Raw genomic sequence first — 25,045 nt, forward strand, 5'->3', positions numbered from 1 at the left:
ATGTTTTATAACAGTCGGCGGCGGCATTCGACGCTGGATTACAGCAGCCCCAATGATTACGAATCAGCAATGGCAGAACTGAAGAAAGCGGCTTAACTGGGTTGTCACAAATTGCTTGACCACTCCATTCTGATGGCCTTGATGCCAATCAACGTCATGATCCTGGCGCATTTCTTTATTGCCAACGAGCCGATATCGGTGCGCAAGGCGACGGGATTTATACTTGGCTTTCTTGGTGTACTGATACTAATAGGTAGCGAGGCACTCTCCAATCTTGGGGGTGATGCCTTCTGGGCCCAGTTGGCGATTATCGCAGCCACGATCTGCTATTCGGTCAATAGTATCTACACCAAACGGCTACCGAAGCTGTCGGTGCTGGTGGCAGGCACTGGTACGCTTGTTGCCGGAAGCCTGATGCTGTGGCCGGTGGCGTTGATGGTGGATCGCCCCTGGACACTGGAGATCAACTGGCTGCCACTAGGTGCCGTGGTGATACTCGGGGTTTTCTCATCAGGGCTGGCTAATTGGGTCTACTTTACCATCGTGCTGCGACAGGGTCCGAGCTTCCTGTCCATGATCAACTACATTATACCGGTGATTGCGTTTGCGGCTGGCGTCACTTTTCTGGGCGAAGCCGTAACGCCCGACCGCTATGTTGCCCTCGCCATGATTCTGCTAGGGATTGCGATCAGTCAACGTCGTTTAGTCTGATATCGGCCAGAAGGGGACTTTTAGGTAGTGCTGATATAAAGCTTACAGCATACGCACCTACGGAATGGAGCCGACCGAAGGCGCAATGTAGTCGGCGTCGCCGTGCCTGCACTGATTAGGCATCACATTACCCCTTGTTCGATAGCCCACATCCACGCTCGAGATAATATCCCTACGACACCGACAATAACGATTGCCCAAGTTAGGCGATTACCTACTTTTGCCGTTTTAATCTGATCCTGGTGGCGCTGAACATTCAGTTCAAACTCCGAAAGGGTATCCAAGGCTTTGCCCGTTACGACGTAGTTCGTACCATTTTTAATCAACTCACCGGACTCCACAAACGAATCAAGAACAAGCTCAAGGTGTGCTTTGTGCTTGTCTTTATCTGGGTGATAGAGCCACTTACGCGAGTATTTTTGTACTGCTAGCATAAGAGGATATATTTCATCCCGTGGGTTATCGATTTTACGCTCCACAAGATGCCTAAGAAGTTCCATTCTCTCTTCACGAACCAAGCGCTTTTTATTGTACAAAGACTGGCTCATCCGATCTCGGTACTTCACGATTTTATGCCAGCGAATAAGATCCATCAGCAGAAATTTACTGGGGTCGGTATAGTTGAACTGGTATCCTTGGTAATAGTGCTCAATTCTTAGATTAAATATTGCCGGGTCGATATCTCTTTCGGGCAGATTTTTCTCCTTCCTGGACTGCTCGCCTTTCCAAACCAACGCTTCATACCCAGTTGTTCTGCGATTCCGGATCAATATCCGTGTATTCGAATCAGAGTCTTCCAGCTTTACTGAGTAGAAGTCGTTTTCTTGTGCTCCTGGCCAGCTAGTAGTAAAACGCTGAGGAGCTGGCTTCTCTAAAGCCTTGTTCAGAGCACGAAAGAACAACTTACTCTCCTTGCCTAACGTTTGGGTTAGGTCTCAATGTCGCACCAAAGATCATCGCGGTTCAAGAGGCTGACTTCCGTTGCTGGAAGATCTCTGATCTGCTCTGGAGTTCCTCTATCAAACTCTGAGAAGTGAACCCAAACCAGTCTCTTTCCGTTGAACTCTTTGGGTATTACCATGAAGATGATATCAATCTCGTTTTCAAATAACTGCTGCTCAACGAATACCTTGAGGCCACGGTATTTGCCGATCTCGGCGTCGGTAAGGCGGAAATAGGTTCCATTGCCAGTTGAGTGATACTTTGCATCAATGAGAACAAACGTACCATCGCCTGGATCAACAATGAAGTCAGGTCTGATGAAAGAGTTAATCTACCCTGTTCGACTCTCTCATACGCCCAGCCGCTTCTATTGAGCCATTTTTCAGCGTAAGCCTCCCCGTCAATGCCTGCATACTCTGGAATGCCCTTGCGGAGGCGAGCTCTCAGTTCTTGGATGGATTTCGTCATAGTTGGTTTGAGGCCTAACGAGGCTGTAGAAAAACCCGATTTCGAGCCATGTCTATCGCCTGTCGTCCTGATTTTTTGACTCAGCCACTCATCTGGCTGAGTCATCCTAATATCGGCATTCAGCCACTAAGGTGCGCGCCTAATGCCAGTTAAGAGGGCTATTTTGCACTTATGAAGCGACATACCCCGCTCAAAGTCCTTCATGACGCGGCCAAATGACCATAATTCGCTAACTTCTCAATATTGTGCACCATACAGTAAAGCTTCCACTGACCTTGCACCTTTTTCTTACCCCGAAGGCTGAAGCGGTTCAGTCTTTTCGTCGTGCCAATGTTGCCGAATACCGGCTCTACGACTGACATGCGATGGCTGTAGATTTCCTTGCCCTTCGGGCTATCCACTCGGTGCTTCATCCAGTCAGTGTAATTGGGTAAGCGCTTGTTATCGATAATAAAAGATACTTGTCGGCCAGCGCCGTTGCGATGATCGGCCGAGCTTGGGTTCTGCATGCACCGGTGTTTTTTTGGGCAATGCCGACATTGCAGCAAACGCCCTTCGAACTGCACCCGGATCTTGCCATTATCGGCTTCCCGCTGCCCTCGATAGGTCAACTTTTCGCCAGTTGGGCAGATACACGTTAGCTTTACAGGATCAAATTGGAACGCGCTGGCGGGCGTCGTCTCTCGCCAACCTTTATCTGGTAAGTTCTGGTGGCGCTTGCCGTATTTGTTTTTCTGGTCGGCGAACTTCGGGTCTCGGCTGCGGAGCTGATTATCGGGAATGTAGCCGTTGATCTGCTGTTCGTGTAGGTACTTCATATTAGCTTCGTTGGCGAAGCCGGTATCGGCAGTGACGACAGTGCCTTTCTGGTAGATGTTTTCCGCAATCACCAGCTTCTTAAAACGGGCTTTGACCGTTTCCACCACGGGCTGCAAAGTGTGGTGTTCCTGGCCTTCACCAAAGGCCTGAGCGTCAATGATGATCTGGTGTTTTTTATCCACCGTGGCGACGCCGTTATAACCCTGGATCGTCCCTTTGCTGGTGGTCATTTTGGCGCTTTCGTTATCGGTGAGGTTGCTCTTCACTTCCTTGATCCGCTTCCCCCGGCCCATCCTTGGGCTGTGCGTCTTTAGGAAACGATCCACTTTGTTCATGGCATCATCTAACGAGAGGATCATCTTGGCTCGGCGGATATCCCCATCCAGATCGGCTTCCGTTTCGGCTTCATCACGCGCGTAGTGCTCCAGTAGGTGATGCCGAATCAGACCTCTCAATTTGTCGCGCTTCTCGCCCAACTCTTTGAACGTGCCAGACCACTCTTTTGAGGCATCGGAGGACATCTTGCAGCCGTCAATCGCAAAGAGTTCGTTACCTAACAAGCCTTCTTCGTGGCATACCAACAGCACTTGCTCGAACAGCGCTGCAATCTCATCAGCATGGCGGCTGACGAAGCTTGCCAGGGTGGTGAAGTGGGGTACGGTATCGCAGGAAAGCGCTTTGAAAATGATGTTGGTCTCGCAACACCATTGCATCTCGCGGCTGGAGGTGATGCCTTTTGAGTAAGCAAACAGGATGATCTTGAGCAGGATGGCCGGATCATAGGTCAGTCGACCGGTCGCGTCGTTGCGATACTTGGGATGGAAAACGGATAAGTCAAGCTTGTGCTCAATCAGGTAGTGTACGGCGTGCTCAAAGGTGCCTGGCTGGAGCTGATCTTGGTAGTTGATCACCACCATGGCGTTCTGATCGTAGTTATAAGCCTTGAAGCGCGGCATGCTGACCACTCCTCGTCTGTTTCCTCAATCCTACCAAAACTTAGGGGTCAGCGGGGTTTTTCTACAGCCTCAACGCCGTGCTCTGCGGAAATTTAGGAGCGCTAGCGAGTAATTTTTCCGTAGCAGCATCTTGTTAGTTTTCAGTAATGAGTAAGTAAAGGACATATATTAGAAACCCAGTTATTCCAAACAGAATAATTTCGATCGGAACGTAACCATTTAAGATATACCCAACTATCGATGCTGCCAACGAGCTAGCTCCGGCCTTTAATGCAAAGCGCGGGTTGCTAGCAACTACATGTCCAGTAACACGTAGCACTACTGCACCGGTACTAATGGACAAATATACAAGAAATAAAAGTAAGAGTGCCTCCAACTTAAGCCACCTCACCTAGAAGCAGTGACAATATACCACCACCAAAAGTTAGTTCGACTGAATATGGAAGCCCAAGCAAGTACGTCAGTGAAGCGGACACAATAAGCCCTATAACGACTCTCGCTGTGCGGCAAGGGTGTTCGTAAGCGAAGCGCTGCAGCGCCCTGAAAGGAAAGGCTATTAGATCAAATAGTGCTCTTATTGCCATCATCATGATGGAAAGTATCAGTCCGCTGATTGGATCCATTCTAAGAGTTCCTTGAATTCTGAATACAAATTCAGCTACTTGCAGCTCTGCAAGCCCAAAAAACTAACGCCTGAGCTCAGGGGCGCTTGAGGCGGCGGCCGCTTTTGCGGAAGCAAAAGTGGGCGATCGGTCAAGCGTCCCCTGCAGCGATTGGTTAGGCATCAGCGGCTCCACGGCCCAAATTGGTTGATTTTGAACTGATTGGTGAGCAAATCCAACTCGAACTCGACGCCCAAAAACCGGTATGAAATTTTCCCGATTGCAGAGGGCGGTGATGCCACGCCTTCTTCATGTGAAACGTTTACAGATTCGACTTGATCCTCGGCGGGGTTGCCCTTCACCTTGACAGAAAAGTGAACCTCTTGAGAAGGGTTCAGGCTTGCCGCCTCAAAAGAAAACGATTTATCTTCAATCTTTGGATTGATGCCTTCAGGGGTTGTTTCGATTGCCGCAATCTCTGACTGAAAGCCAAACTTCCCGACAATGCTCTTGGCAGCCTTAGAACCTACGCTAGTCAGCGTTATTGACACCGGGGCCGACTGCATATCATCCACAAACGATTGGGGGACTTTGAAATCGGATATTTGCGAAACCTTGTAGATCAGCTTCGCGACTCGACGGTTTGCGAAGTGTGCGTAGACACCGAACAGGAACCCTAGAGCACCGATGGCCACTCCAACGATTGCAATGGTTTGTTCTGACATGAATCGTCCCCTGATGCCTAACAGGTATTAGACTGCCCATTCTATGATTGAATGAACGTGCTCGCACTTTTTTCCAGCAAATGCAGCCTGCCAGATTCTCCCAAGCCTATGATTCTTTGAGATATTAATTTCCATTAGGCCATATAGCCAAAATTCGCGCGCCTGCGGCATTTCCCGGCACGTCCGCTTTGGATCGAAAGTAGTCCTCCAATCAGGCTTTTCTTCAGCCATCGACGACACTCTTTCTCGCCCAACTATCATGCAATTTTCAAAATTTCTTTAGCTTCAACGCTAGCAGACTATGCTTGCTGCCGTCATTAGCCATTAGCCGTCACCAGCCTTCATTTCTTGGCGGTGAACGCGGTAAGCTTGACGGCAACACCACTGCTGAGCAACGACTTCAATGATTTCCCACTGGATACTTGGACCCGGCGCGGTTGGCCGCCTGTTGGCGCATTCGCTTGCGCCTCAGTTTGCCGTCACGCTCATTGGGCGCCGGGCGCTATTGAATGAGCAACGTCTTACCACGCCGGAAGGCAAGCGGCGCGTTCAGCGTTTAAACGCGCTTACCGTTAATCAATTAGCGTCTGCAAGCCAGCCTGTGCCTGGATTTGTGCATATCACCACTAAAGCCATGGCCGCTGAAGCGGCGCTTGAACGTATCGCTAGCGTGATTCCATCGACTACCCCGCTGGTACTGTGGCAGAACGGCTTTTTGGCGCAGCCGCGTATTACAGATTCTTGGCTGGGCCCCGTGCTATGCGCCACCACCACACAAGGCGCTTACCTGACCGGCGACGATGAGGTAGTACACGCGGGGCGCGGGCCGACGTTTATTGGCGATTTGCATAACCGGCACCCTGCTCTAGCGGAAGCGCTGGCCGCAATGTTGTCGCAAGCAGGCTTTACTGCCTCGGCAGTCGGCGATATCCGCCAGCGCTTATGGCAAAAGTTAGCAATCAACGCCGCAATTAACCCTTTGGTAGCGCTGCATGAGGTGCATAACGGGGTATTACGCCATGGGGCGTATTCAGCGCGTGTCGACGCGGTGGTGAAAGAAGTCGCCGCGATCATGCAGGCCGAAGGTATTCAGCCGCCAAAGGGAAAGCAAAGTGAGCACGCGTGGTTGGCATTGGTGTGGCAGGTAGTGGAGAACACCGCCAACAACAAGGCGTCTATGCTGCAAGACGTGGAGGCCAGGCGCCCCACCGAGCGCAGTGCAATTTTAGGGCCGTTAATGGAAAGCGCCAAACGCCACCAGCTCCCCTGCGAGGAGTTGGTGGCGCTTGATCTAGCGCTTGCCAAGAAAGAAACGGCTTATGCGTCTTGATCCTGATAGAACTGCATCAGGCTTGAAAAATCCAGTTTGCCGTTGCCATTGGCTTTGTGCAGGTTAAACAGCGAACGCGCGGCAGAGCCCATCGGCACCGGCGATGCGCTTAGCTGGCTGACATCCATGGCCAGGCCCAGGTCTTTGAACATTAGATCCACCTGGAAGCCGCCCTGATAGCCGTTGGAAGCGGGGGCGTTCTCCATCACACCAGGATATGGGTTATAGCCATTGAGCGCCCAGTTGCCGCCGGAGCTTTGCTTCATGATTTCGGAGAGTACCGCAGGGTCCAGGCCGTTTTTCACGCCCATGTTGATCGCTTCGCAGGTGCCCGCCATCAGAATCGACAGCAGCATGTTGTTACACACTTTGGCGATCTGCCCTGCGCCGTGGTCACCGGCGTGAAAGATGTTTTTGGCCATCGGCTCAAGTACCGGCTTGGCTTGGGCAAATTGCGCCTCACTACCGCCGACGATAAAGGTGAGCGCACCCGCTTTCGCCCCGCCGACCCCGCCGGAAACCGGCGCATCGACAAAACCAACCCCCTTTTCAGCGCCTGCAGCGGCGACCTCACGGGCGGTATCGGCATCAATGGTTGAACAATCAATGACCAATGCATCGGTGCTCACCACGTCAAATAACGGTGTGTCGCCATCGACATACAGCCCGCGTACGTGTTTACCCGCTGGCAGCATGGAAATCACGAAATCCGCGCCTTTAGCCGCTTCTTGTGCTGAATTCGCTACGCTGCAGCCTTGCGATTTTGCCTCATCCAGCGCCTTCGGCGAGAGATCAAAGGCACGCACTTCGTGGCCTGCCTTTGCCAGATTCGCCGACATGGGGCCGCCCATGTTACCTAGGCCGATAAATGCAATTATTGCCATGGTATCGCGTCCTTATTGTTGTCTGAGTTGGATTGTTGTCTGAGTGGGTATTACATGTGTTACGGGTCAGATAAGTTTAATCGCCCAAATCCGCCAAGGGGTTTTGCGTCCAAGGCTGAGTCAAAAGCCCGTCGATAAAGTTATCTTCTACCGCTGCCACATTCGGGTAGGTCCATTGAGGCTTGCCGTCTTTATCCACCAGTAGCGCGCGCACGCCTTCCGGGAACTCACGGTGGCGACAGCACTGCACCGAAAGCGCAAGCTCTGATTGAAATACCTGCGCCAGCGACATGTAGTTGGCCCGCTTGAGCTGCTGATCAATCAGCTTGACGGAAACAGGGCTACCGTGGGAAAGCGTTTTCTGCGCTTTGCCGAACCACTTATCATCACTCTCCACGGCAAGAATGGCCGCCACGGCTTGGCCGATGGTGTCGTGATCCATCAGTTCGCGAATCAGCGGGCTGAACCTGTAGACCGGCGCTTCCATCTCTTCAAACACCGGCTGAGACTCACGCTCTAGCTCACGCAGTATTTTGTTCACCACCCCTTGGGCATCATCGGCTTGATCATCGTCGCCCCAACGCGCATGGATAAGATGCTCAAACAACACCCCACGCTTATCGCTTGCAATCATGCGGTCGGCAAGGCCTAAGTGGTGGGCATCAAGCGCGTTGATTTGGCTGCCGGTAATCGCTAAGAAACGTCCGGTGCCGTTAGGTAAACGGTTCAAAAACCAGCTGGCGCCGACATCCGGATAAAGGCCGATGGTGACTTCCGGCATCGCTAAGCGTGAGGTTTCGGTCACGATGCGATGGCTGCTGCCACTGAGCAGGCCCATGCCACCGCCCATCACAATGCCGTTGCCCCAACAAATCACCGGCTTGGAGTAGGTGTGCAAACGGTAATCCAGCCGATATTCACGCTCAAAAAACTGTTGGGGGAAATCCGGGTCGCCTTCGCCAATAATCGCTTTGTAGAGATTGACGACGTCACCGCCAGCACAAAATGCCTTCTCCCCGGCGCTATCGAGCAAAATCGCGACAATTTTATCGTCCTGCTCCCAGCTTTCGAGCCGGGGCAGAATTTCGTCGATCATCTCAAGCGTTAGCGCATTGAGCGAACGCTCGGCGTTGAGCTTGATCTCAGCAATGGCGTGACCGTCTTGGGTCGGGTGTTCGGTAAAAATCACACTACTCATTCGGCGCTCCTTATGGGTTACGGGCTACCTGAGCTTATAGCTCGGTAGCACTATCCGCCAAGACGCGGCGAGAAATGATTAAGCGCATGATTTCATTTGTCCCTTCAAGAATGCGGTGGACGCGCGTATCGCGGACAAAGCGCTCCATCGGGTATTCCTTGATGTAACCGTTACCGCCGTAAAGCTGCAGCGCCTCGTCGCAGACGTTAAAGCCCACGTCAGTAGCAAAGCGTTTGGCCATGGCGCAGTAAGTCCCGGCATCGGTGTGGCCGGCGTCAAGCTTGGTCGCCGCTAGGCGCACCATCTGCCGCGCTGCGACCAGGTCCGTCACCATATCCGCTAGACGGAACTGTAATGCCTGAAAGTCCGCCAGCCTTTTGCCAAACTGCTTACGTTCCCGCATGTAGTCGCGCGCTTTGTTAATCGCTTGCTGCGCCGTGCCGATGGAGCACGTGGCAATATTGATGCGGCCGCCATCCAAGCCTTTCATGGCAATTTTAAAGCCGTCGCCTTCGTTACCTAGCATGTTGATCGCTGGCACGCGAACATCTTCAAAGGTAATCATGCGTGTCGGTTGGCTGTTCCACCCCATTTTGTCTTCTTTGCGGCCATAACTAATGCCTTCGGCCTTGGCATCTAAGGCAAACGCGGAAACACCGCTGGCGCCTTCACCGCCGGTGCGCGCCATCACCACGAGAAAATCCGTGCTGCCCGCGCCCGAAATAAACATTTTGCTGCCGTTGAGCACAAAGTCTTCACCATCACGCTTGGCCGTGGTTTTTAACGAGGCGGCATCCGAGCCGGCGTTGGGCTCGGTGAGGCAGTAAGACCCTAAGAGTTCGCCGGTGGCGAGTTTTTCGCCCCACTGTTCTACGACTTCCGGCTGGCCGAAGTCCGCCAGCATCCACGTCACCATGTTATGGATGGTGAGATACGCGGTGGTCGAAGTGCAGCCCATGGAAAGCTGCTCAAAAATAATGCTGGCGTCTAAGCGGGATAAGCCTAGCCCACCGACGCTCTCCGGTGCGTACAGCGAGCAAAACCCCAGCTCGCCGGCCTTACGGATCACATCAACAGGGAAGATGGCTTCTTGATCCCACTCGGCCGCGTGGGGTTCTAGCTCATTCTCAGCGAAAGAGCGTGCCATATCGGCAAAGGCGATTTGATCTTCGTTTAGCTCAAAATTCATGAGTATCTCCGCTTCAATCAGCCAGCGGCTGACGGGTTACTGTTATCGTTTTTGGCGTGCTAATTGACGTTTACGTTAACTTATTATTTTGTGCTTCTACAAGCAACGCCTTCGCGTCTACGACCTTTGGCTATCTACCCAAACACAAAAAAGGCGCCGCAATGGCGCCAATACAACGGACAGACTCGTCATTTGGTTTACTTAAAGTTTTTATGATACATACGCGCCAGCTCACCGATGATACCGCTACGGAAGCTCAACACGCAGACCACGAAGATAACCCCCAAGATCACACTCACCCAGTTACCCAAAGGCGACTGCCCTAACACGTGCTGCAAGCTCACAACGATACCGGCCCCGGTAATCGGCCCTAACAAGGTCCCGACACCGCCAAGTAGCGTCATCAAAATCACTTCGCCGGACATATGCCAGTGTGCATCGGTCAGTGAGGCGAGCTGAAACACCACGGTTTTAGTAGAACCGGCAAGCCCTGCTATCGCAGCGGATAGCACAAACGCCACCAGTTTGTAGGCATCGGTGTTATAGCCTAGAGAAACCGCTCGCGGCTCGTTTTCACGAATCGCTTTCATCACCTGCCCGTAAGGCGAATGTACCGTACGCTGAATCACGGCAAAGCCAAGTATAAAAATGGCAAACACAAAATAGTACATCGCGAGGCTATTACTGAGGTTGATGAAGCCAAAAAGCTCACCGCGAGGCACGCCGTGAAGGCCATCTTCACCGCCGGTAAAGGGTGCCTGGATGTAGACAAAGTACACCAGCTGAGCAAGGGCCAAGGTCACCATCGCGAAGTAGATGCCTTGGCGACGAATCGATAGCACCCCAAATACCACCCCAACGGCGGTAGCCACTAATGTCCCGGCAATAATGCCTAGCTCCGGCGTGAGCCCCGGATAGCTTGCCAGCAGGTAGCCGGTAATGTAGCCACCGGTTGCGAGAAACGCCGCATGCCCAAAGGAGAGCAAGCCCGCATAACCCAACAACAGGTTAAACGCGCTGGCAAACAGGGCAAAACACAGCACTTTCATTAAAAATACCGGGTAGGCAACAAACGGTGCCACAAGCCCAACCACCACTAAGGCAAGATAAAACAGGTTGCGGCGTATCTTGGCGCGACGCTGACGTTCTAACACAGCCGATGTTGCAGACAGTGCTTCTGACGGTGTTTGCGAAATAGATTGCGAGTCAGCCATGGTTAAGCCTCCTTACCGAACAGCCCGACAGGGCGTAACAAGAGCACCAGAATCATCACTAAGAAGATCACGGTATTTGAGGCTTCCGGGTAATACACCTTAGTCAGACCTTCGATAACCCCCATGGCCAAGCCGGTAATGATGGCGCCTAAAATTGACCCCATACCGCCGATGACAACCACCGCGAAGACCACAATCAAAAGGCTTGACCCCATGGTGGGGGAAACGGGATAAAGCGGCGCGGCTAGCACACCGGCAAACGCGGCTAGTGCCACCCCAAAGCCATACGTTAGCGTAATCAAAAGCGGAACATTGACGCCAAACGCTTGCATCAGCTGAGAGTTTTCCGTCCCGGCACGCAAGTAAGCCCCCAGTCGCGTGCGCTCGATCATAAACCAGGTAAACAGACACATGACAAGTGCCGCAACAAGTACCCACGCACGGTAGGTCGGCAAAAACATAAAGCCCAAGTTCAAGCCACCCTGCAGCGCTTCAGGTGTCGGGTAACGCGCACCTGACACGCCAAAGAAATTGACGAGCGTGCCTTCAAAAATCAGCGCCAAACCAAAGGTCAACAGCAGGCCATACAAGTGGTCAAGATGGGCAATGCGGCGCAACAAATAACGCTCAAGCACCATACCGAAAGCCCCGACTACAAGCGGCACCAGAAGCAACGCCAGCCAGTAGTTAATGCCCAGATACTCTAAGCCCAACAGCGCGGCAAATGCCCCGAGCATGTACTGCGCCCCGTGGGCAAAGTTAATGATTTTAAGCAGGCCAAAGATAACCGCTAGGCCCAAGCTGAGCAGTGCATAAAAGGCACCGTTTACCAGGCCCAGGGTTATCTGGCCCATAAACACCGCCAATGGCACGCCAAATATCATCGTCATGATATGACTCTCCTCGCCGTCAAGCAGGAGGCGATGCGGCCAACGGCCCCTACCGCCTCCCTTTACTTATGACTTATGAATGGCTTTCCGGCTTAGTTCTGCACCAGATCACATTGGCTTTCAGATAGCGGACGGTAAGCTTCTTCGGCAGGAATGGTGCTCAGGATTTCGTACAGATCCCATTCACCCGTGGACTCTTCCGGCGTTTTCACCTGAGCCAGGTACATATCGTGGATCATACGACCGTCTTCACGAATCTGGCCGTTGCGGGCGAAGAAATCATTGATCGGCTCTTTTGCCATCTGAGCGCGAACCACTTCAGGATCATCGGTACCCGCCGCGTCAACCGCCTTGAGGTAATGCATGGTGCTGGAGTAGATGCCCGCCTGTACCATGGTCGGGCGTGCGCCGACGCGGTCGAAGTAGCGATCTGACCATTCGCGGGCCTGGTCATCCATGTTCCAGTACCAGCCGGTGGTCAGCAGCAGATTTTGTGTCGCTTCTAGCCCCAGGGCATGTACGTCGTTCAGGAAGATCAACAGACCGGCCAATTGCTGACCAGATTGCGTCAAACCAAACTGACTAGCGGTGGTAATGGCATTGACCGTATCTGAGCCGGCATTCGCAAGCCCCACGATCTTGGCGCCAGAGCCTTGCGCCTGCAGAATATAGGACGAGAAATCATTGGTGGGGAACGGGTGGCGAATCGTGTCCACAATTTCACCGCCGTTTTCTTCTACTACCTTGGTCACGTCACCCTCGAGTGCATGGCCAAACGCGTAGTCGGCGGTCAACATAAACCACGTATCACCGCCCTGCTCGACGACCGCTTTGGCGGTGCCGTTAGCCAGCGGATACGTATCATAGACATAGTGGATGTGGTTCGGCGTGCAGTGCTCGTTGGTGATACTTGAAGCCGCCGACCCCGACACGATGGCGAGACCGTTGTTTTCCTCAACCACTTTGGTGACCGCTATGGATACCGAAGAGGCCACGAGGCCGCCGACCATGTCAACGTTATCGCGGTCGATCCACGCACGCACGGTATTGGCGCCGACATCCGCACTGTTGCGATCATCGGCACTCAACACTTCGATGGGTGAACCGTTGACACTGCCACCGAAATCTTCGATGGCCATCTCCATGGCGTCAAGACCACCGGGACCGGCAAGATCACGATACGTGCCCGACATATCGGCCAGATAGCCAATACGCACTTCCTCATCACTCATCTGTGCCTGCGCTGCGGTAACAGCGAATGTGGACGCTGCGGCAAGTGCGATGCTGGTGGTTAATGTTTTTTTGATAAAAGTCATGCTCGTCTCCTACCCGTATGGGTATTTGTTGTTGTATTGCGACGCACTAAGCTATTTTGCCAAATCGGCTCGCTCTATGCGCTCTTACGAGTTGCGTTCTTACGAGTTACGTTCTTACAAATTCGCTGCATGAGCAGCTTTTTGCTAACAGCGCTAAACCCCCAACATGGAGTTAAGATGTTCGCGCCGAGATGGCAGCTGCGCCGCCGTAATCTCTTCAACGATTTGCCCGTGCTCCATAACGTAATGACGATCAGCTAGCGGTGCAGCAAAACGGAAGTTCTGCTCTACCAATACAATCGTCATGCCGCGCTCTTTAAGCATCATCAGCACCTCGGCGAGCTTTTGCACAATCACCGGTGCCAACCCTTCGGTGATTTCATCCAGCAACAAAATACGTGCGCCGGTGCGCAAAATACGTGCCATGGCCAGCATTTGCTGTTCACCACCGGAGAGACGGGTGCCCTGGCTTTTACGCCGTTCATAGAGGTTAGGAAACATAGCGTAAATTTCATCTAGCGACATTCCGTCGGAGCGCACTGTCGGCGGCAGCAGCAGATTTTCGTGTACATCCAGGCTGGCGAAAATACCGCGCTCTTCTGGGCAATAACCAATGCCTAAACGTGGGATGTGGTGCGGCTTCATGTTGAGCGTTTCGTTGCCATTTACCATGATCGAACCCGTACGACGCCCAACCATATTCATGACCGACTTAAGCGTGGTGCTACGCCCTGAGCCGTTACGGCCAAGCAGCGTCACCAACTCACCGCGCTTCACATCAAAATCCACGCCGTGGAGGATATGCGACTCGCCATAAAACGCGTGCAGATCTTGCACCCGAAGCATTTCCGCGCTTTGCGGACGCGTGGCGTCTAGCTGCTCTGGGGACAACTGTTCGGCGGTATTCATGCTTGCGCTTCCTCTTCTTCGGCGGCGTCGCTACCCATGTAGGCTTCGCGCACTAAAGGATTGCGCGAGACACTGTCGTAATCACCTTCTGCCAGGACAGAGCCGCGCGCTAGCACGGTAATGCGATCACACAAGCGGCTAACCACACTTAGGTTATGCTCCACCATGAGCACCGTGCGGCCTTTAGAGACACGCTTAATCAATTCCACAATGCGATCCACATCTTCCGCCCCCATACCCTGAGTTGGCTCGTCGAGAAGCATCATGGTCGGGTCCAGCGCCAGCGTCGTCGCCACTTCTAGCGCCCGCTTGCGTCCATAAGGCATCTCGACTGTTAGAGTATCGGCGTACTCACGCAGCCCGACTTCTTCCAATAGCTCTAGCGCGCGGTCATTGAGGTGCTCAAGGGATTTTTCCGATTTCCAAAAATGAAACGACGTGCCTAATTCACGCTGCAGTGCGACGCGTACGTTTTCGAGCGCCGTCATGTGGGCAAACACTGCCGAGATCTGAAAGGAGCGTACCAGTCCCATCCGTGCGATCTCATTGGATTTCATGCTGGTGATGGGTTGGCCACGATAAAGAATTTCACCACGTGTCGGCGGCAAAAATTTAGTGAGCAGATTGAACACTGTCGTCTTACCGGCACCGTTAGGGCCGATAAGGGCATGGATATGCCCCTCCTGAACCTTAAGGTTGACGTCATCTACCGCGGTGAAACCACGGAATTCTTTTGTCAGCCCTCGAGTTTCAAGAACAAAGGTTCCATGAGCGTCTGTCTCACGAGCTTCGTCTGCACTCATAAAGTAACAAGCCTCTTTGTTGTTATTGTGCTGACTTTTCACCGACTGAGAGATACTCGCATGTCGGCGCTCAACCCTTACCTGAACGTAAGGTGCAGATGCAAACTAGCAACGCTTGAGGGGGTGTGACAATTAGAACTTTGGTCTACTTAAAGGTATACATACTTCGAATAAGCAAACAAATTTATTATTAATCAATAGTTTAAATATTTTCAACGCAAATCAACACTGCACCACCAGCACTTTACGTTAACGTGAACTTGTTTTAGCCTCACTGACAATGTTCCATAGGGGCATCTCCCTTATTGCGAGAAACATTCTTATGAGCAAAACCTACTCTATTAGCGAACTGGCCAACGAGTTTGACGTTACCACTCGCAGCATTCGCTTCTATGAAGACCAAGAGCTTCTTCACCCCTCTCGGCGAGGACAAACACGCGTCTACAGCAGCAAAGACCGCGTGCGCCTTAAGCTGATACTGCGCGGCAAGCGGCTTGGTTTCTCGCTAGCGGAAATTCGCGAGCTGTTTGAACTGTGGGACGAGACCCGCAGCGGCAGTGAAAAACAGCTTCACCTCATGCTGAGCAAAGTCAGTGAACGCCGCGCTGCCCTCGAGCAGCAAATGAAAGACATCACCATGGTACAGCTAGAATTAGAAAGTGCTGAAATCCGCTGTCGTCAAGCACTCGAGGAGCTTCACCAAAAACCAGACGAAGAAGGACGCTCAGCGGACAACACCACATCAGCCGACACGAAGCGCTCCTCTAGCTCCGCCACTATGCACTAACTCGCTTATCAACCAACAACCTTTGCAAAGGTGATTGACCATGTTTACCCACTATTCAGAACTCAACTACGGCCTGGACGACGAACTCAACATGCTGCGTGAGCAGGTCAACGCCTTTGCTCGCGACGAGATCGCCCCGCGCGCCGCTGAAATCGACGAAAAAAACGAATTCCCCAATGACCTGTGGCAGAAATTTGGCGACATGGGACTTTTAGGCATTACCGTTTCAGAAGAAGATGGCGGTAGCGGCATGGGGTATCTCGCCCACTGCATCGCCATGGAAGAAATCTCGCGAGCCAGCGCGTCTGTCGCGCTGTCTTACGGCGCGCACTCCAACCTCTGCGTTAATCAGCTGAAGATCAACGCGAGCCCTGAGCAGAAGAGCAAATACCTGCCCAAGTTGATTAGCGGCGAGCACGTCGGTGCGTTGGCGATGTCGGAACCGGGCGCTGGGTCGGACGTTGTTTCCATGCAGCTGCGAGCGCGTAAAGAAGGCGAAAAGTACATCCTCAACGGCAACAAAATGTGGATTACCAATGGCCCGGATGCCGATGTGCTAGTGGTCTACGCCAAAACCGACCCGGACGCTGGCTCAAAAGGCATCACCGCGTTCATCATTGAAAAAGGCATGCCAGGCTTCTCCACCGCACAAAAGCTCGACAAGCTGGGCATGCGCGGCTCCAACACGTGTGAGCTGGTGTTCCAGGATTGCGAAGTTCCTGCGGAAAACATTCTTGGCGATGAAGGCAAAGGTGTACGCGTGTTAATGGGCGGCTTGGATTACGAGCGCACCGTGCTAGCGGCAGGCCCCATTGGCATTATGCAGGCCGCCATGGACGTGGTGGTGCCCTACATTCATGAACGCAAGCAGTTCAACCAGTCGATCGGCGAATTCCAGCTGGTGCAGGGCAAAATCGCCGATATGTACACCACCATGAACGCTTGCCGCGCCTATCTCTACGCGGTGGCTGGCGCCTGTGACCGCGGCCAGACCTCGCGCAAAGACGCCGCTGGCGTCATCCTCTACTGCGCCGAAAAAGCCACCCAGGTGGCGCTAGATGCCATTCAGCTGCTCGGCGGCAACGGCTACATCAACGAGTATCCCACCGGGCGCTTACTGCGCGACGCCAAGCTTTACGAAATCGGCGCCGGCACCAGCGAGATTCGCCGCATGCTGATTGGCCGCGAACTCTTCAACGAGTCCAAGTAAGGGTGTCACGATGAGTACGCTAACCACACAAGTAAATCCGAGAAGCGACGTTTTTCAGGCCAACGAAGACGCGATGCGTGCCGAGGTGATGAAACTTCGCGAACTCACCGCCGCCATCAGCCAGGGTGGTGGTGAGAAAGCGCGCGCCCGTCACGAGTCGCGTGGAAAACTGTTCGTTCGCGACCGTATCGACCACTTAATCGACGAAGGCTCGCCGTTTCTGGAGTTTTCCGCTCTAGCCGCTCACAACGTCTACGAGTCTGACGTGCCTGCCGCCGGCGTGGTGACGGGCATTGGCCGCGTGAGTGGCGTGGAGTGCGTGATTGTCGCCAACGATGCCACGGTCAAAGGCGGCACCTATTTCCCGATGACGGTGAAAAAGCACATCCGCGCTCAGGACATCGCCCGTAAGCACCGTCTGCCGTGCATTTACTTGGTTGATTCTGGCGGCGCCTTTTTGCCCCGCCAGGATGAAGTTTTCCCCGACCGCGACCACTTCGGGCGCATCTTTTACAACCAAGCGACCATGTCCGCTGAAGGTATTCCGCAGATTGCCGTGGTAATGGGCTCCTGTACCGCTGGCGGCGCCTACGTGCCCGCCATGGCAGACGAATCGATCATCGTAAAAGAGCAGGGTACGATTTTCCTCGGCGGCCCGCCCTTGGTGAAAGCCGCGACCGGCGAGTCCATCAGCGCGGAAGACCTTGGTGGCGCCGATGTTCACGCCAAAAAAAGCGGCGTGGCCGATTACTACGCCGAAAACGACGCCCACGCCCTGCAACTGGCTCGCGCTTGCATCTCACGCCTGAATTGGCAAAAGCGCGGCGAGCTCAACATGCAGCCGCCCAAGCCGCCCAAGCTCGACCCCAGCGAGCTTTATGGCATTGTCGGTACCGACTTAAAAAAACCTTATGACGTGCGCGAGGTCATCGCCCGCACGGTCGATAACTCCGACTTTGACGAGTTCAAACGCTACTACGGCGACACGCTGGTGACCGGCTTTGCTCATATCCACGGCTACCCCGTGGGCATCGTCGCCAATAACGGCGTGCTGTTTTCCGAATCCGCCGTCAAAGGCGCGCACTTTATTGAGCTCTGCGCTCAGCGCAAAATCCCGCTGATCTTTTTGCAAAACATCACCGGCTTTATGGTCGGCTCCAAGTACGAGCACGAGGGCATCGCCAAGCACGGCGCCAAACTGGTCACCGCGGTGGCCTGCGCCAAGGTACCCAAGTTCACCGTGCTGATCGGCGGCAGCTTTGGCGCTGGCAACTACGGTATGTGCGGCCGTGCCTATGACCCAAACCTATTGTTCATGTGGCCCAACGCGCGTATTTCCGTGATGGGCGGCGAACAGGCAGCGGGCGTGCTCGCTCAGGTCAAACGCGAGCAGATTGAGCGCGATGGCCGCGAATGGAGCCAAGCGGAAGAAGAAGCCTTCAAACAGCCAACGCGCGAGCAGTATGAGCACCAGGGCCACCCTTACTACGCCAGCGCGCGACTGTGGGATGACGGTGTGATCGACCCGGCCCAAACCCGCGACGTATTGGGGCTTTCGCTTGCCGCCGCGATGAATGCCGAAATCGAAGAGACACGCTTCGGCGTGTTCCGGATGTAAGGAGCAACCCATGGCTTTCTCATTTCTTGGCATCGATGCCAACGGCGTTGCCTGGCTGACGCTCAACCGCCCGGACGTTCACAACGCCTTCGACGATCATTTGATTGCTGAGCTCAACGCCCACCTCGATGAGCTGCACACCTTGGCACAGCAAGGCGAGGTGCGCGCGGTGGTGCTGGGTTCGGAAGGCAAAAGCTTTTCGGCGGGCGCGGACCTTAACTGGATGAAGCGCATGGTCGATTATGACCTCGACGACAACCTCGCCGATTCGCGCAAGCTAGCAAAACTCATGCACGGGCTCGACAGCCTGCCCTGCCCCAGCGTCTGCCGCGTCCAGGGCGCGGCCTTTGGTGGCGCGGTAGGCCTGGCGGCGTGTTGCGATGTCGTGGTCGCCTCCGAGAAGGCCAAGTTTTGCCTCTCAGAGGTCAAGATCGGCTTATCCCCTGCCGTTATCAGCCCTTATGTGCAGCGCGCCCTTGGCGAGCGCCAAATGCGCCGTTACGCGCTGACCGCCGAGGTAATGGACGCCCCCACCGCCTTGGCGCTTGGCCTCGCGCATCAGGTCGTCGCCGCGGAAGAGCTCGACGCAGCGGTCGATGCGATGCTGACCACGTTACTGGGAGGTTCGCCGCAGGCCCAGCGCGCTACCAAGGCACTGCTAGCCAGTGTCGCCAAAGCACCCGACGCTGAGGCCACCCGCGAACACACCTGCCAGGTGATTGCGCGCCTACGGGTAAGCGACGAGGGCCAAGAGGGCTTGTCCAGCTTCTTCGACAAACGCCGCCCGGCCTGGGTTGAACACCATAACAACGCCACGGAGCCCCGTTCATGACCACTAAAATGAACAAGTTCGACACCCTTCTGATTGCCAACCGTGGCGAAATCGCCTGCCGCGTCATGCGCACCGCTCGCCGCATGGGGCTGAAAACCGTCGCGGTCTATTCAGACGCCGATGCCAACGCCCGCCACGTCCGCGAAGCCGATGAAGCCGTGCGTTTGGGTCCTGCCTCGGCGCGCGAGAGCTACTTGAATGTCGACGCCGTGATTGAAGCGGCTAAGCGGACCGGTAGCGGCGCGATTCATCCCGGTTACGGCTTTCTTTCCGAAAATGGCGCTTTCGTCAACGCCCTCGATGCAGCGGGCATTACCTTTGTCGGCCCGCCCGCCTCAGCCATTGCCGCAATGGGCGACAAATCCGCCGCCAAAGAGCGAATGCACAATGCCGGTGTACCGCTGGTGCCGGGCTACCACGGCGACGATCAAGATGACGGCTTGCTGCGCGCCGAAGCCGATAAAATCGGCTACCCGGTGATGCTCAAAGCCAGCGCCGGCGGCGGCGGTAAAGGCATGCGCGTGGTCGAATCCACCGAGGCCTTCCAGGCCGCGCTCGATGGCTGCCGCCGCGAGTCCAAGGCGGCCTTTGGCGATGACCGGATGTTGATCGAAAAGTACCTCGTTCAGCCGCGCCACGTCGAAGTGCAAGTTTTCTGCGACTCTCACGGCAACGGCGTTTATCTCTTTGAGCGCGACTGCTCGGTACAGCGTCGCCACCAGAAAGTCCTCGAAGAAGCGCCCGCCCCGGGCATGACGCCTGAACTTCGCCGAGAAATGGGCGAAGCAGCCGTTCGCGCCGCCCAGGAGATCCACTACGTCGGCGCGGGCACGGTTGAGTTTTTGCTCGACGTCGATGGCTCGTTCTTCTTTATGGAGATGAATACCCGCCTGCAGGTCGAGCACCCGGTCACCGAAATGATCACCGGGCAAGACTTGGTCGAGTGGCAGCTGCGCGTCGCCATGGGCGAGCCGCTTCCGCTGAACCAGGAAGCCCTCACCATCACCGGCCACAGTTTTGAGGCGCGCCTTTACGCCGAAGACCCCGAGCAGGACTTCCTGCCCGCTACCGGCACGCTTGAACGCTTCGCGCTGGATTTGGCTGGCGCTGGGTTAGCGCCCGACCAAGTGCGTTTGGATAGCGGCGTGGAAAGCGGCGATGTGGTTTCCATGCACTACGACCCCATGCTCGCCAAGCTAATTGTTCATGGCGCCGACCGCGATGCGGCCCTCGCCACCCTCAACCGCGCGCTGGCGGCGCTTGACGTGCAGGGTGTGGTGACCAACCGTGCGTTCTTACAGCGCCTGGCAACGCACCCTGGCTTCAAGCATCTTGAACTCGACACCCGTTTTATTGAGCGCAACGAAGCGACCCTTTTTGCGCCCAAAGCATACCGCCTGGAAGAGTACGCCAGTGCGGCGCTAATCGGCCTGGGTCAGCTCGCCCGCGAGTGTGAAAGCGACTCCCCTTGGGACCGTCACGACGGTTTCCGCTTGAACGCCCCGCACACCATTCGCATCGCCCTTTGTGACCCGGCGCGCGTTCAGGATATCGATAGCGCTGCCGTGGTGGTCGTGGAAGGCACCCGCGAGAGCGACGCTGCCCCGTGGAACTTAACGCTTCACGGCGGCAACGTCGATGGGGCGACTCTCACGGCACGGCTTCAGCAGCTCGATGGCGACGCAGTCGCTGTCACGCTCAACGGCCATCGTCGCCGCCTGCAGGCACGCCGCGACGGTCATGTGGTGGTGCTGTCTGACCCGGCGGGCGAAACGCGGCTATTCTGGAGACGCATCGATGCCATCGACCACGGCCACCACGAAGCGGAATCGACGCTCACCGCGCCCATGCACGGCACCGTGGTAACGCTTCTGGTCACACCGGAACAGCGCGTCGAAAAAGGCATGCCACTGATGGTGATGGAAGCGATGAAGATGGAGCACACCATGACCGCGCCGGCGGATGGCTTTGTTGAGACGTTCCACTTCGCCGCTGGCGATACCGTTGGCCAGGGTGATGTGCTCTTGGACTTCGCCGCAGACGCGTCAGGAGATCAACCATGACACTGCCCTCTTCCGTCCGGCTTTTTGAGATGTCACCGCGTGACGGGTTGCAAAACGAGCCCGGCGCGCCGGTGCCCACCGCAACCAAAATCGAGCTGATTGAGCGCCTGGCAAAAGCCGGTATGTCCCACATCGAAGCAGCGAGTTTTGTCTCGCCCAAGTGGGTGCCGCAAATGGGTGATGCTGGTGACGTTATGACCGGCATCAGCCGACGCCCTGGCGTGGTGTACTCCACGCTCACCCCCAACCTAAAGGGCCTGGAAAACGCCCTAGCGGCCAAGGCGGATGAGGTTGCGGTATTTGGTGCGGCCTCGGAGGCATTTTCGCAAAAAAACATTAACTGCTCAGTAAGTGAATCACTTGAGCGATTTGACCCCGTGCTCGCGCGCGCCCGCGACACCGGTTTACGTGTGCGAGGCTACGTCTCCTGCGTGCTCGGCTGCCCCTATGAAGGCGAGATTGCCCCGACCAAGGTCGCAGACGTGGCTAAAGCGCTATATGACATGGGCTGCTATGAAATCTCTCTGGGCGATACCATCGGCGTAGGGACGCCACTGGCCGCCAAGCGCATGATAGACGCCGTAAGTCGCGAGGTACCCATGGAATGCTTAGCGGCGCATTTTCACGATACCTATGGGCAGGCGCTGGCCAATCTCTACGCCGTACTGGAAGAGGGGGTAAGCGTGATTGACGCCTCGACCGCAGGCCTTGGCGGCTGCCCTTACGCCAAAGGCGCCTCGGGCAACGTCGCCACCGAAGACGTGCTTTACCTGCTAAAAGGCTTAGGCATTGAGACGGGTATCGACTTACAAGCCGTGATTGATACTGGCTACTGGATTACCGCCGAACTTGGCCGCACGCCGAGTTCCAAGGTCGCGTTAGCCATGGGCTGCCGCCAATAGGCAGCGCTCAAGCAAGATATTGCAATCATAATAAAAATACGACGTGACGAACGTTACGCGGACAACAGCCGCTTTCAAAGACAGCATTACGAAGACAACAATACGTTGGAGAGACACTCATGGTTTCACAACCACACGCGCCCATTCTACCCAGCTACACCAGCAGTACGGCGGATAAACCGCTGCTGGGTATGACCATCGGCGATAAGTTCGACGAGATTGTCGCCCAATACCCGGATAACGACGCGCTGATCGTACTGCACCAGGACATCCACTGGACCTATAAGCAGCTGCAGGAAGAAGTCAATCGCGTGGCGCGTGGCCTCCTCGCGCTGGGCGTGCAGGCCGGTGATCGCGTCGCCATATGGGCGCCCAACTGCAGCGAGTGGACGCTGACCCAGTTCGCCACCGCCAAGATCGGCGCCATTTTGGTTAACATCAACCCGGCTTACCGTACCCATGAGCTTGAGTACGCGCTGAACCAATCCGGCGCGCGCTTTCTCATTACTGCCGACAGCTTCAAGTCGTCAGACTACCGCGGCATGCTGGTTGAGCTCGCCCCGGAGCTAAAAGCCAGCGCCGAAGGCAAGCTGAAATCGCAAAAGCTGCCGGAGCTTGAGGGTGTCATCAACTTAAGCAGCGAGAAGTACGACGGCATGTGGCGCTGGCAGGACCTGCTTGATCACGCCAATCAGATTAGCCAAACTGACGTGGACGACCTGCAGGCCACCCTGCAGTTCGATGACCCAATCAATATTCAGTACACCTCAGGCACCACGGGCTTCCCGAAAGGCGCGACACTTTCGCACCACAACATTCTCAACAACGGTTTTTTTGTCGCTGAAAGCATGGGCTTTACCAGCGAAGACCGCTTGGTCATTCCCGTGCCTCTCTACCACTGCTTTGGCATGGTGATGGGCAACCTTGGCTGTGTGACCCATGGTGCGGCAATGATTTACCCCGGCGAGGGCTTCGACCCTGAATCGGTGCTAAAAGCCGTTCACTCCCAGCGTGCCACCGCCCTTTATGGCGTGCCGACGATGTTTATCGCCGAGCTTGATCATCCGGATTTCTCAAGCTTCGATCTTTCTAGCTTGCGCACCGGCATCATGGCCGGCTCCATTTGCCCGGCAGAGGTCATGAAGCAGGTCATCGATAAGATGAATATGAAAGGCGTGCAGATTGCCTACGGCATGACCGAGACTAGCCCGGTATCAACCCAGACCGGCGCTGATGACAGCATCGATAAACGCGTGTCTACCGTGGGGCGCACGCAACCTCACTTGGAAAGTAAAATTGTCGACCCGGGCAGTGGCGGTATTCTCCCGCGCGGCGAAATTGGCGAGCTCTGCACTCGCGGCTATAGCGTGATGCTCAAGTACTGGAGCAACGAAAAGGCGACCGAAGAAGCCATCGATGAAGCAGGCTGGATGCACACCGGCGATTTGGCCACCATGGACGACGAGGGTTACGTGCAAATCGTTGGCCGCATCAAAGACATGGTGATTCGCGGCGGCGAAAACGTCTATCCCAAAGAGATCGAGGAATTCCTTTACACCCATCCCGGCGTTTCCGAAGTCCAAGTCACCGGTGTACCTGACAAAAAATACGGTGAAGAGTTGATTGCCTGGGTCAAGCTGAACGGCAAACAAGACGTAACCGACGAAGAGCTGCGCGAGTTCTGCAAAGGCAAGATTACCCACTTCAAGATTCCGCGCTACTTCAAGTTTGTCGATGAATTCCCGATGACGGTGACCGGCAAAATTCAGAAGTTCAAAATGCGCGAAATCTCTATCGAAGAGCTAGGGCTGGAAAAGTGACAACGCTGGCACATCACTACCAGCAACACCTAAGCGTGGAGGAGGTGCTCGACCGGGTGGCCGAGCACTTCCCTTCTGGCCCCACATGTTTTGAACTTGCCCCGCTTGACCAACTGCATATTGGCGGGGTTAAGGCGTCTGCTCGGCTGATCGGCCTGCTCAACGCCGAAACACACCCGCGCGTGCTGGATATCGGCGCCGGTGCTGGCGGGCTAATGCGCCAAGCAGCCGAGTTAGGGTTTGTGCTGGTGGGCCTGGATATTACTCACGGTTTCAATCGCTTAAACCAAGGGCTCTCTGAGCTTTCTGGGTTAGAACAGCGGGCTCAGTGCGTGACCGGCGATGCCGCCCACCTGCCTTTTGCGACTGCCAGCATGGACGCGGTGCTATTTCAACACAGCTTTCTCAATATGCCCGACGGCCCGGCGGTACTGAGTGAATGCCGTCGCGTATTGCGGCCTGACGGAAAGCTCGTCATGCATGAAGTTGTTAGCGGTCCCAACGCGCTCGCGATGCGCTACCCCGTGCCCTGGGCCTCAGATGCCGCTCACTCACACTTGGAAAGCGCAGACTCACTCAAGGCACAGCTGCACAAGGCAGGGTTTTACCTGAATCACTTTAGCGATTGGAGCAAAGACGCGCTTGTCTGGCGAAAGCGCCAGCGCAAGAAAGAGACGCAAACCCAACACCGAGCACTGCTCTCTCCGCAACTGGTATTTGGCGAGCGTTTTCTCACCATGGGGAAAAGCCTGGTCGCCAACTTGGCGGACGAGGCAATTAAGGTGGTCGAAATCGAAGCGAGTTGCTAGGCTGAAATTCTGATGATCAAAGAAAGCGTCCTAATTTATGGGATTATC

General features: G+C 55.0%; 21 protein-coding genes. 10 read left to right on the forward strand and 11 right to left on the reverse strand.

Annotation, left to right across the window (positions count from 1 at the left end):
* Positions 1 to 141: 141 nt before the first annotated feature.
* Entirely contained in the window at positions 142 to 711 is a 570-nt protein-coding gene (locus tag M8006_RS02015) for a DMT family transporter (protein ID WP_250079557.1), read from the forward strand.
* A gap of 122 nt (positions 712 to 833) precedes the next feature.
* On the opposite strand, the gene M8006_RS02020 is transcribed toward M8006_RS02015, so the two are convergent.
* The 3 genes from M8006_RS02020 to M8006_RS02030 form a co-directional block, all read right to left on the reverse strand.
* Positions 834 to 1,613 (reverse strand): hypothetical protein, encoded by a 780-nt coding sequence (locus M8006_RS02020; RefSeq protein ID WP_250079558.1) that lies wholly within the window; start codon positions 1,611 to 1,613, stop codon positions 834 to 836.
* Between the two features lie 708 nt (positions 1,614 to 2,321).
* The gene (locus tag M8006_RS02025) at positions 2,322 to 3,896 is read right to left on the reverse strand and encodes a transposase (protein WP_250079562.1); all 1,575 of its coding nucleotides are present in this window, start codon (positions 3,894 to 3,896) and stop codon (positions 2,322 to 2,324) included.
* A 784-nt stretch (positions 3,897 to 4,680) separates the two neighbouring features.
* Positions 4,681 to 5,223 (reverse strand): hypothetical protein, encoded by a 543-nt coding sequence (locus M8006_RS02030; protein ID WP_250079564.1) that lies wholly within the window; start codon positions 5,221 to 5,223, stop codon positions 4,681 to 4,683.
* Between the two features lie 403 nt (positions 5,224 to 5,626).
* Here M8006_RS02030 and M8006_RS02035 point away from each other — a divergent pair, with 403 nt between their 5' ends.
* Positions 5,627 to 6,553 carry a ketopantoate reductase family protein gene (locus M8006_RS02035; protein WP_250079565.1) on the forward strand — a complete coding sequence of 309 codons (927 nt, stop codon included), beginning with the start codon at positions 5,627 to 5,629 and terminating at the stop codon, positions 6,551 to 6,553.
* Here M8006_RS02035 and mmsB read toward each other — a convergent pair.
* The 8 genes from mmsB to M8006_RS02075 all read right to left on the reverse strand — a co-directional run bounded on the left by mmsB (position 6,541) and on the right by M8006_RS02075 (position 14,956).
* Entirely contained in the window at positions 6,541 to 7,437 is an 897-nt protein-coding gene (gene mmsB / locus M8006_RS02040; RefSeq protein WP_250079567.1) for a 3-hydroxyisobutyrate dehydrogenase, read from the reverse strand. The two genes, M8006_RS02035 and mmsB, sit on opposite strands and share 13 nt — an antisense overlap.
* Positions 7,438 to 7,513: 76 nt before the next feature.
* Positions 7,514 to 8,635 carry an enoyl-CoA hydratase/isomerase family protein gene (locus M8006_RS02045; RefSeq protein WP_250079569.1) on the reverse strand — a complete coding sequence of 374 codons (1,122 nt, stop codon included), beginning with the start codon at positions 8,633 to 8,635 and terminating at the stop codon, positions 7,514 to 7,516.
* Positions 8,636 to 8,669: 34 nt separating this feature from the next.
* A complete protein-coding gene (locus tag M8006_RS02050) occupies positions 8,670 to 9,824 on the reverse strand; it encodes an acyl-CoA dehydrogenase family protein (RefSeq protein ID WP_250079570.1) in 1,155 nt (384 codons plus the stop codon).
* 197 nt (positions 9,825 to 10,021) lie between these two features.
* Positions 10,022 to 11,038, reverse strand: a complete 1,017-nt coding sequence (locus tag M8006_RS02055; protein ID WP_250079573.1) for a branched-chain amino acid ABC transporter permease — start codon at positions 11,036 to 11,038, stop codon at positions 10,022 to 10,024.
* A 2-nt stretch (positions 11,039 to 11,040) separates the two neighbouring features.
* Positions 11,041 to 11,928 carry a branched-chain amino acid ABC transporter permease gene (locus M8006_RS02060; RefSeq protein ID WP_250079575.1) on the reverse strand — a complete coding sequence of 296 codons (888 nt, stop codon included), beginning with the start codon at positions 11,926 to 11,928 and terminating at the stop codon, positions 11,041 to 11,043.
* Positions 11,929 to 12,020: 92 nt separating this feature from the next.
* Complete coding sequence (locus M8006_RS02065) at positions 12,021 to 13,244, reverse strand: ABC transporter substrate-binding protein (protein ID WP_250079577.1); 1,224 nt, start codon at positions 13,242 to 13,244, stop codon at positions 12,021 to 12,023.
* Between the two features lie 153 nt (positions 13,245 to 13,397).
* On the reverse strand, positions 13,398 to 14,153 hold the full coding sequence (locus tag M8006_RS02070; protein ID WP_250079578.1) for an ABC transporter ATP-binding protein: 756 nt from the start codon (positions 14,151 to 14,153) through the stop codon (positions 13,398 to 13,400).
* Positions 14,150 to 14,956 (reverse strand): ABC transporter ATP-binding protein, encoded by an 807-nt coding sequence (locus M8006_RS02075; protein WP_250079580.1) that lies wholly within the window; start codon positions 14,954 to 14,956, stop codon positions 14,150 to 14,152. The genes M8006_RS02070 and M8006_RS02075 overlap by 4 nt, the downstream gene beginning before the upstream one ends.
* A gap of 322 nt (positions 14,957 to 15,278) precedes the next feature.
* On the opposite strand from M8006_RS02075, the gene M8006_RS02080 reads away from it, so the two are divergent.
* The 8 genes from M8006_RS02080 (at position 15,279) to M8006_RS02115 (ending at position 24,997) form a co-directional block, all read left to right on the forward strand.
* Entirely contained in the window at positions 15,279 to 15,743 is a 465-nt protein-coding gene (locus tag M8006_RS02080; RefSeq protein ID WP_250079582.1) for a MerR family transcriptional regulator, read from the forward strand.
* Between the two features lie 40 nt (positions 15,744 to 15,783).
* A complete protein-coding gene (locus M8006_RS02085; RefSeq protein WP_250079583.1) occupies positions 15,784 to 16,953 on the forward strand; it encodes an isovaleryl-CoA dehydrogenase in 1,170 nt (389 codons plus the stop codon).
* Between the two features lie 10 nt (positions 16,954 to 16,963).
* On the forward strand, positions 16,964 to 18,571 hold the full coding sequence (locus M8006_RS02090) for a carboxyl transferase domain-containing protein (RefSeq protein ID WP_250079585.1): 1,608 nt from the start codon (positions 16,964 to 16,966) through the stop codon (positions 18,569 to 18,571).
* A 10-nt stretch (positions 18,572 to 18,581) separates the two neighbouring features.
* Positions 18,582 to 19,403: an enoyl-CoA hydratase/isomerase family protein gene (locus tag M8006_RS02095; protein WP_250079586.1), complete on the forward strand. Its 822-nt coding sequence runs from the start codon at positions 18,582 to 18,584 to the stop codon at positions 19,401 to 19,403.
* On the forward strand, positions 19,400 to 21,466 hold the full coding sequence (locus M8006_RS02100; RefSeq protein ID WP_250079589.1) for an acetyl/propionyl/methylcrotonyl-CoA carboxylase subunit alpha: 2,067 nt from the start codon (positions 19,400 to 19,402) through the stop codon (positions 21,464 to 21,466). The genes M8006_RS02095 and M8006_RS02100 overlap by 4 nt, the downstream gene beginning before the upstream one ends.
* Positions 21,463 to 22,368, forward strand: a complete 906-nt coding sequence (locus M8006_RS02105) for a hydroxymethylglutaryl-CoA lyase (RefSeq protein ID WP_250079590.1) — start codon at positions 21,463 to 21,465, stop codon at positions 22,366 to 22,368. The genes M8006_RS02100 and M8006_RS02105 overlap by 4 nt, the downstream gene beginning before the upstream one ends.
* Positions 22,369 to 22,487: 119 nt before the next feature.
* Positions 22,488 to 24,188 carry an AMP-binding protein gene (locus M8006_RS02110; RefSeq protein WP_250079593.1) on the forward strand — a complete coding sequence of 567 codons (1,701 nt, stop codon included), beginning with the start codon at positions 22,488 to 22,490 and terminating at the stop codon, positions 24,186 to 24,188.
* Positions 24,185 to 24,997: a class I SAM-dependent methyltransferase gene (locus M8006_RS02115; protein ID WP_250079595.1), complete on the forward strand. Its 813-nt coding sequence runs from the start codon at positions 24,185 to 24,187 to the stop codon at positions 24,995 to 24,997. The genes M8006_RS02110 and M8006_RS02115 overlap by 4 nt, the downstream gene beginning before the upstream one ends.
* Positions 24,998 to 25,045 lie beyond the last annotated feature (48 nt).

The sequence above is a fragment of the Halomonas llamarensis genome, from assembly GCF_023555005.1.
In the GTDB taxonomy this organism is placed as follows: Bacteria; Pseudomonadota; Gammaproteobacteria; order Pseudomonadales; family Halomonadaceae; genus Vreelandella; species Vreelandella llamarensis.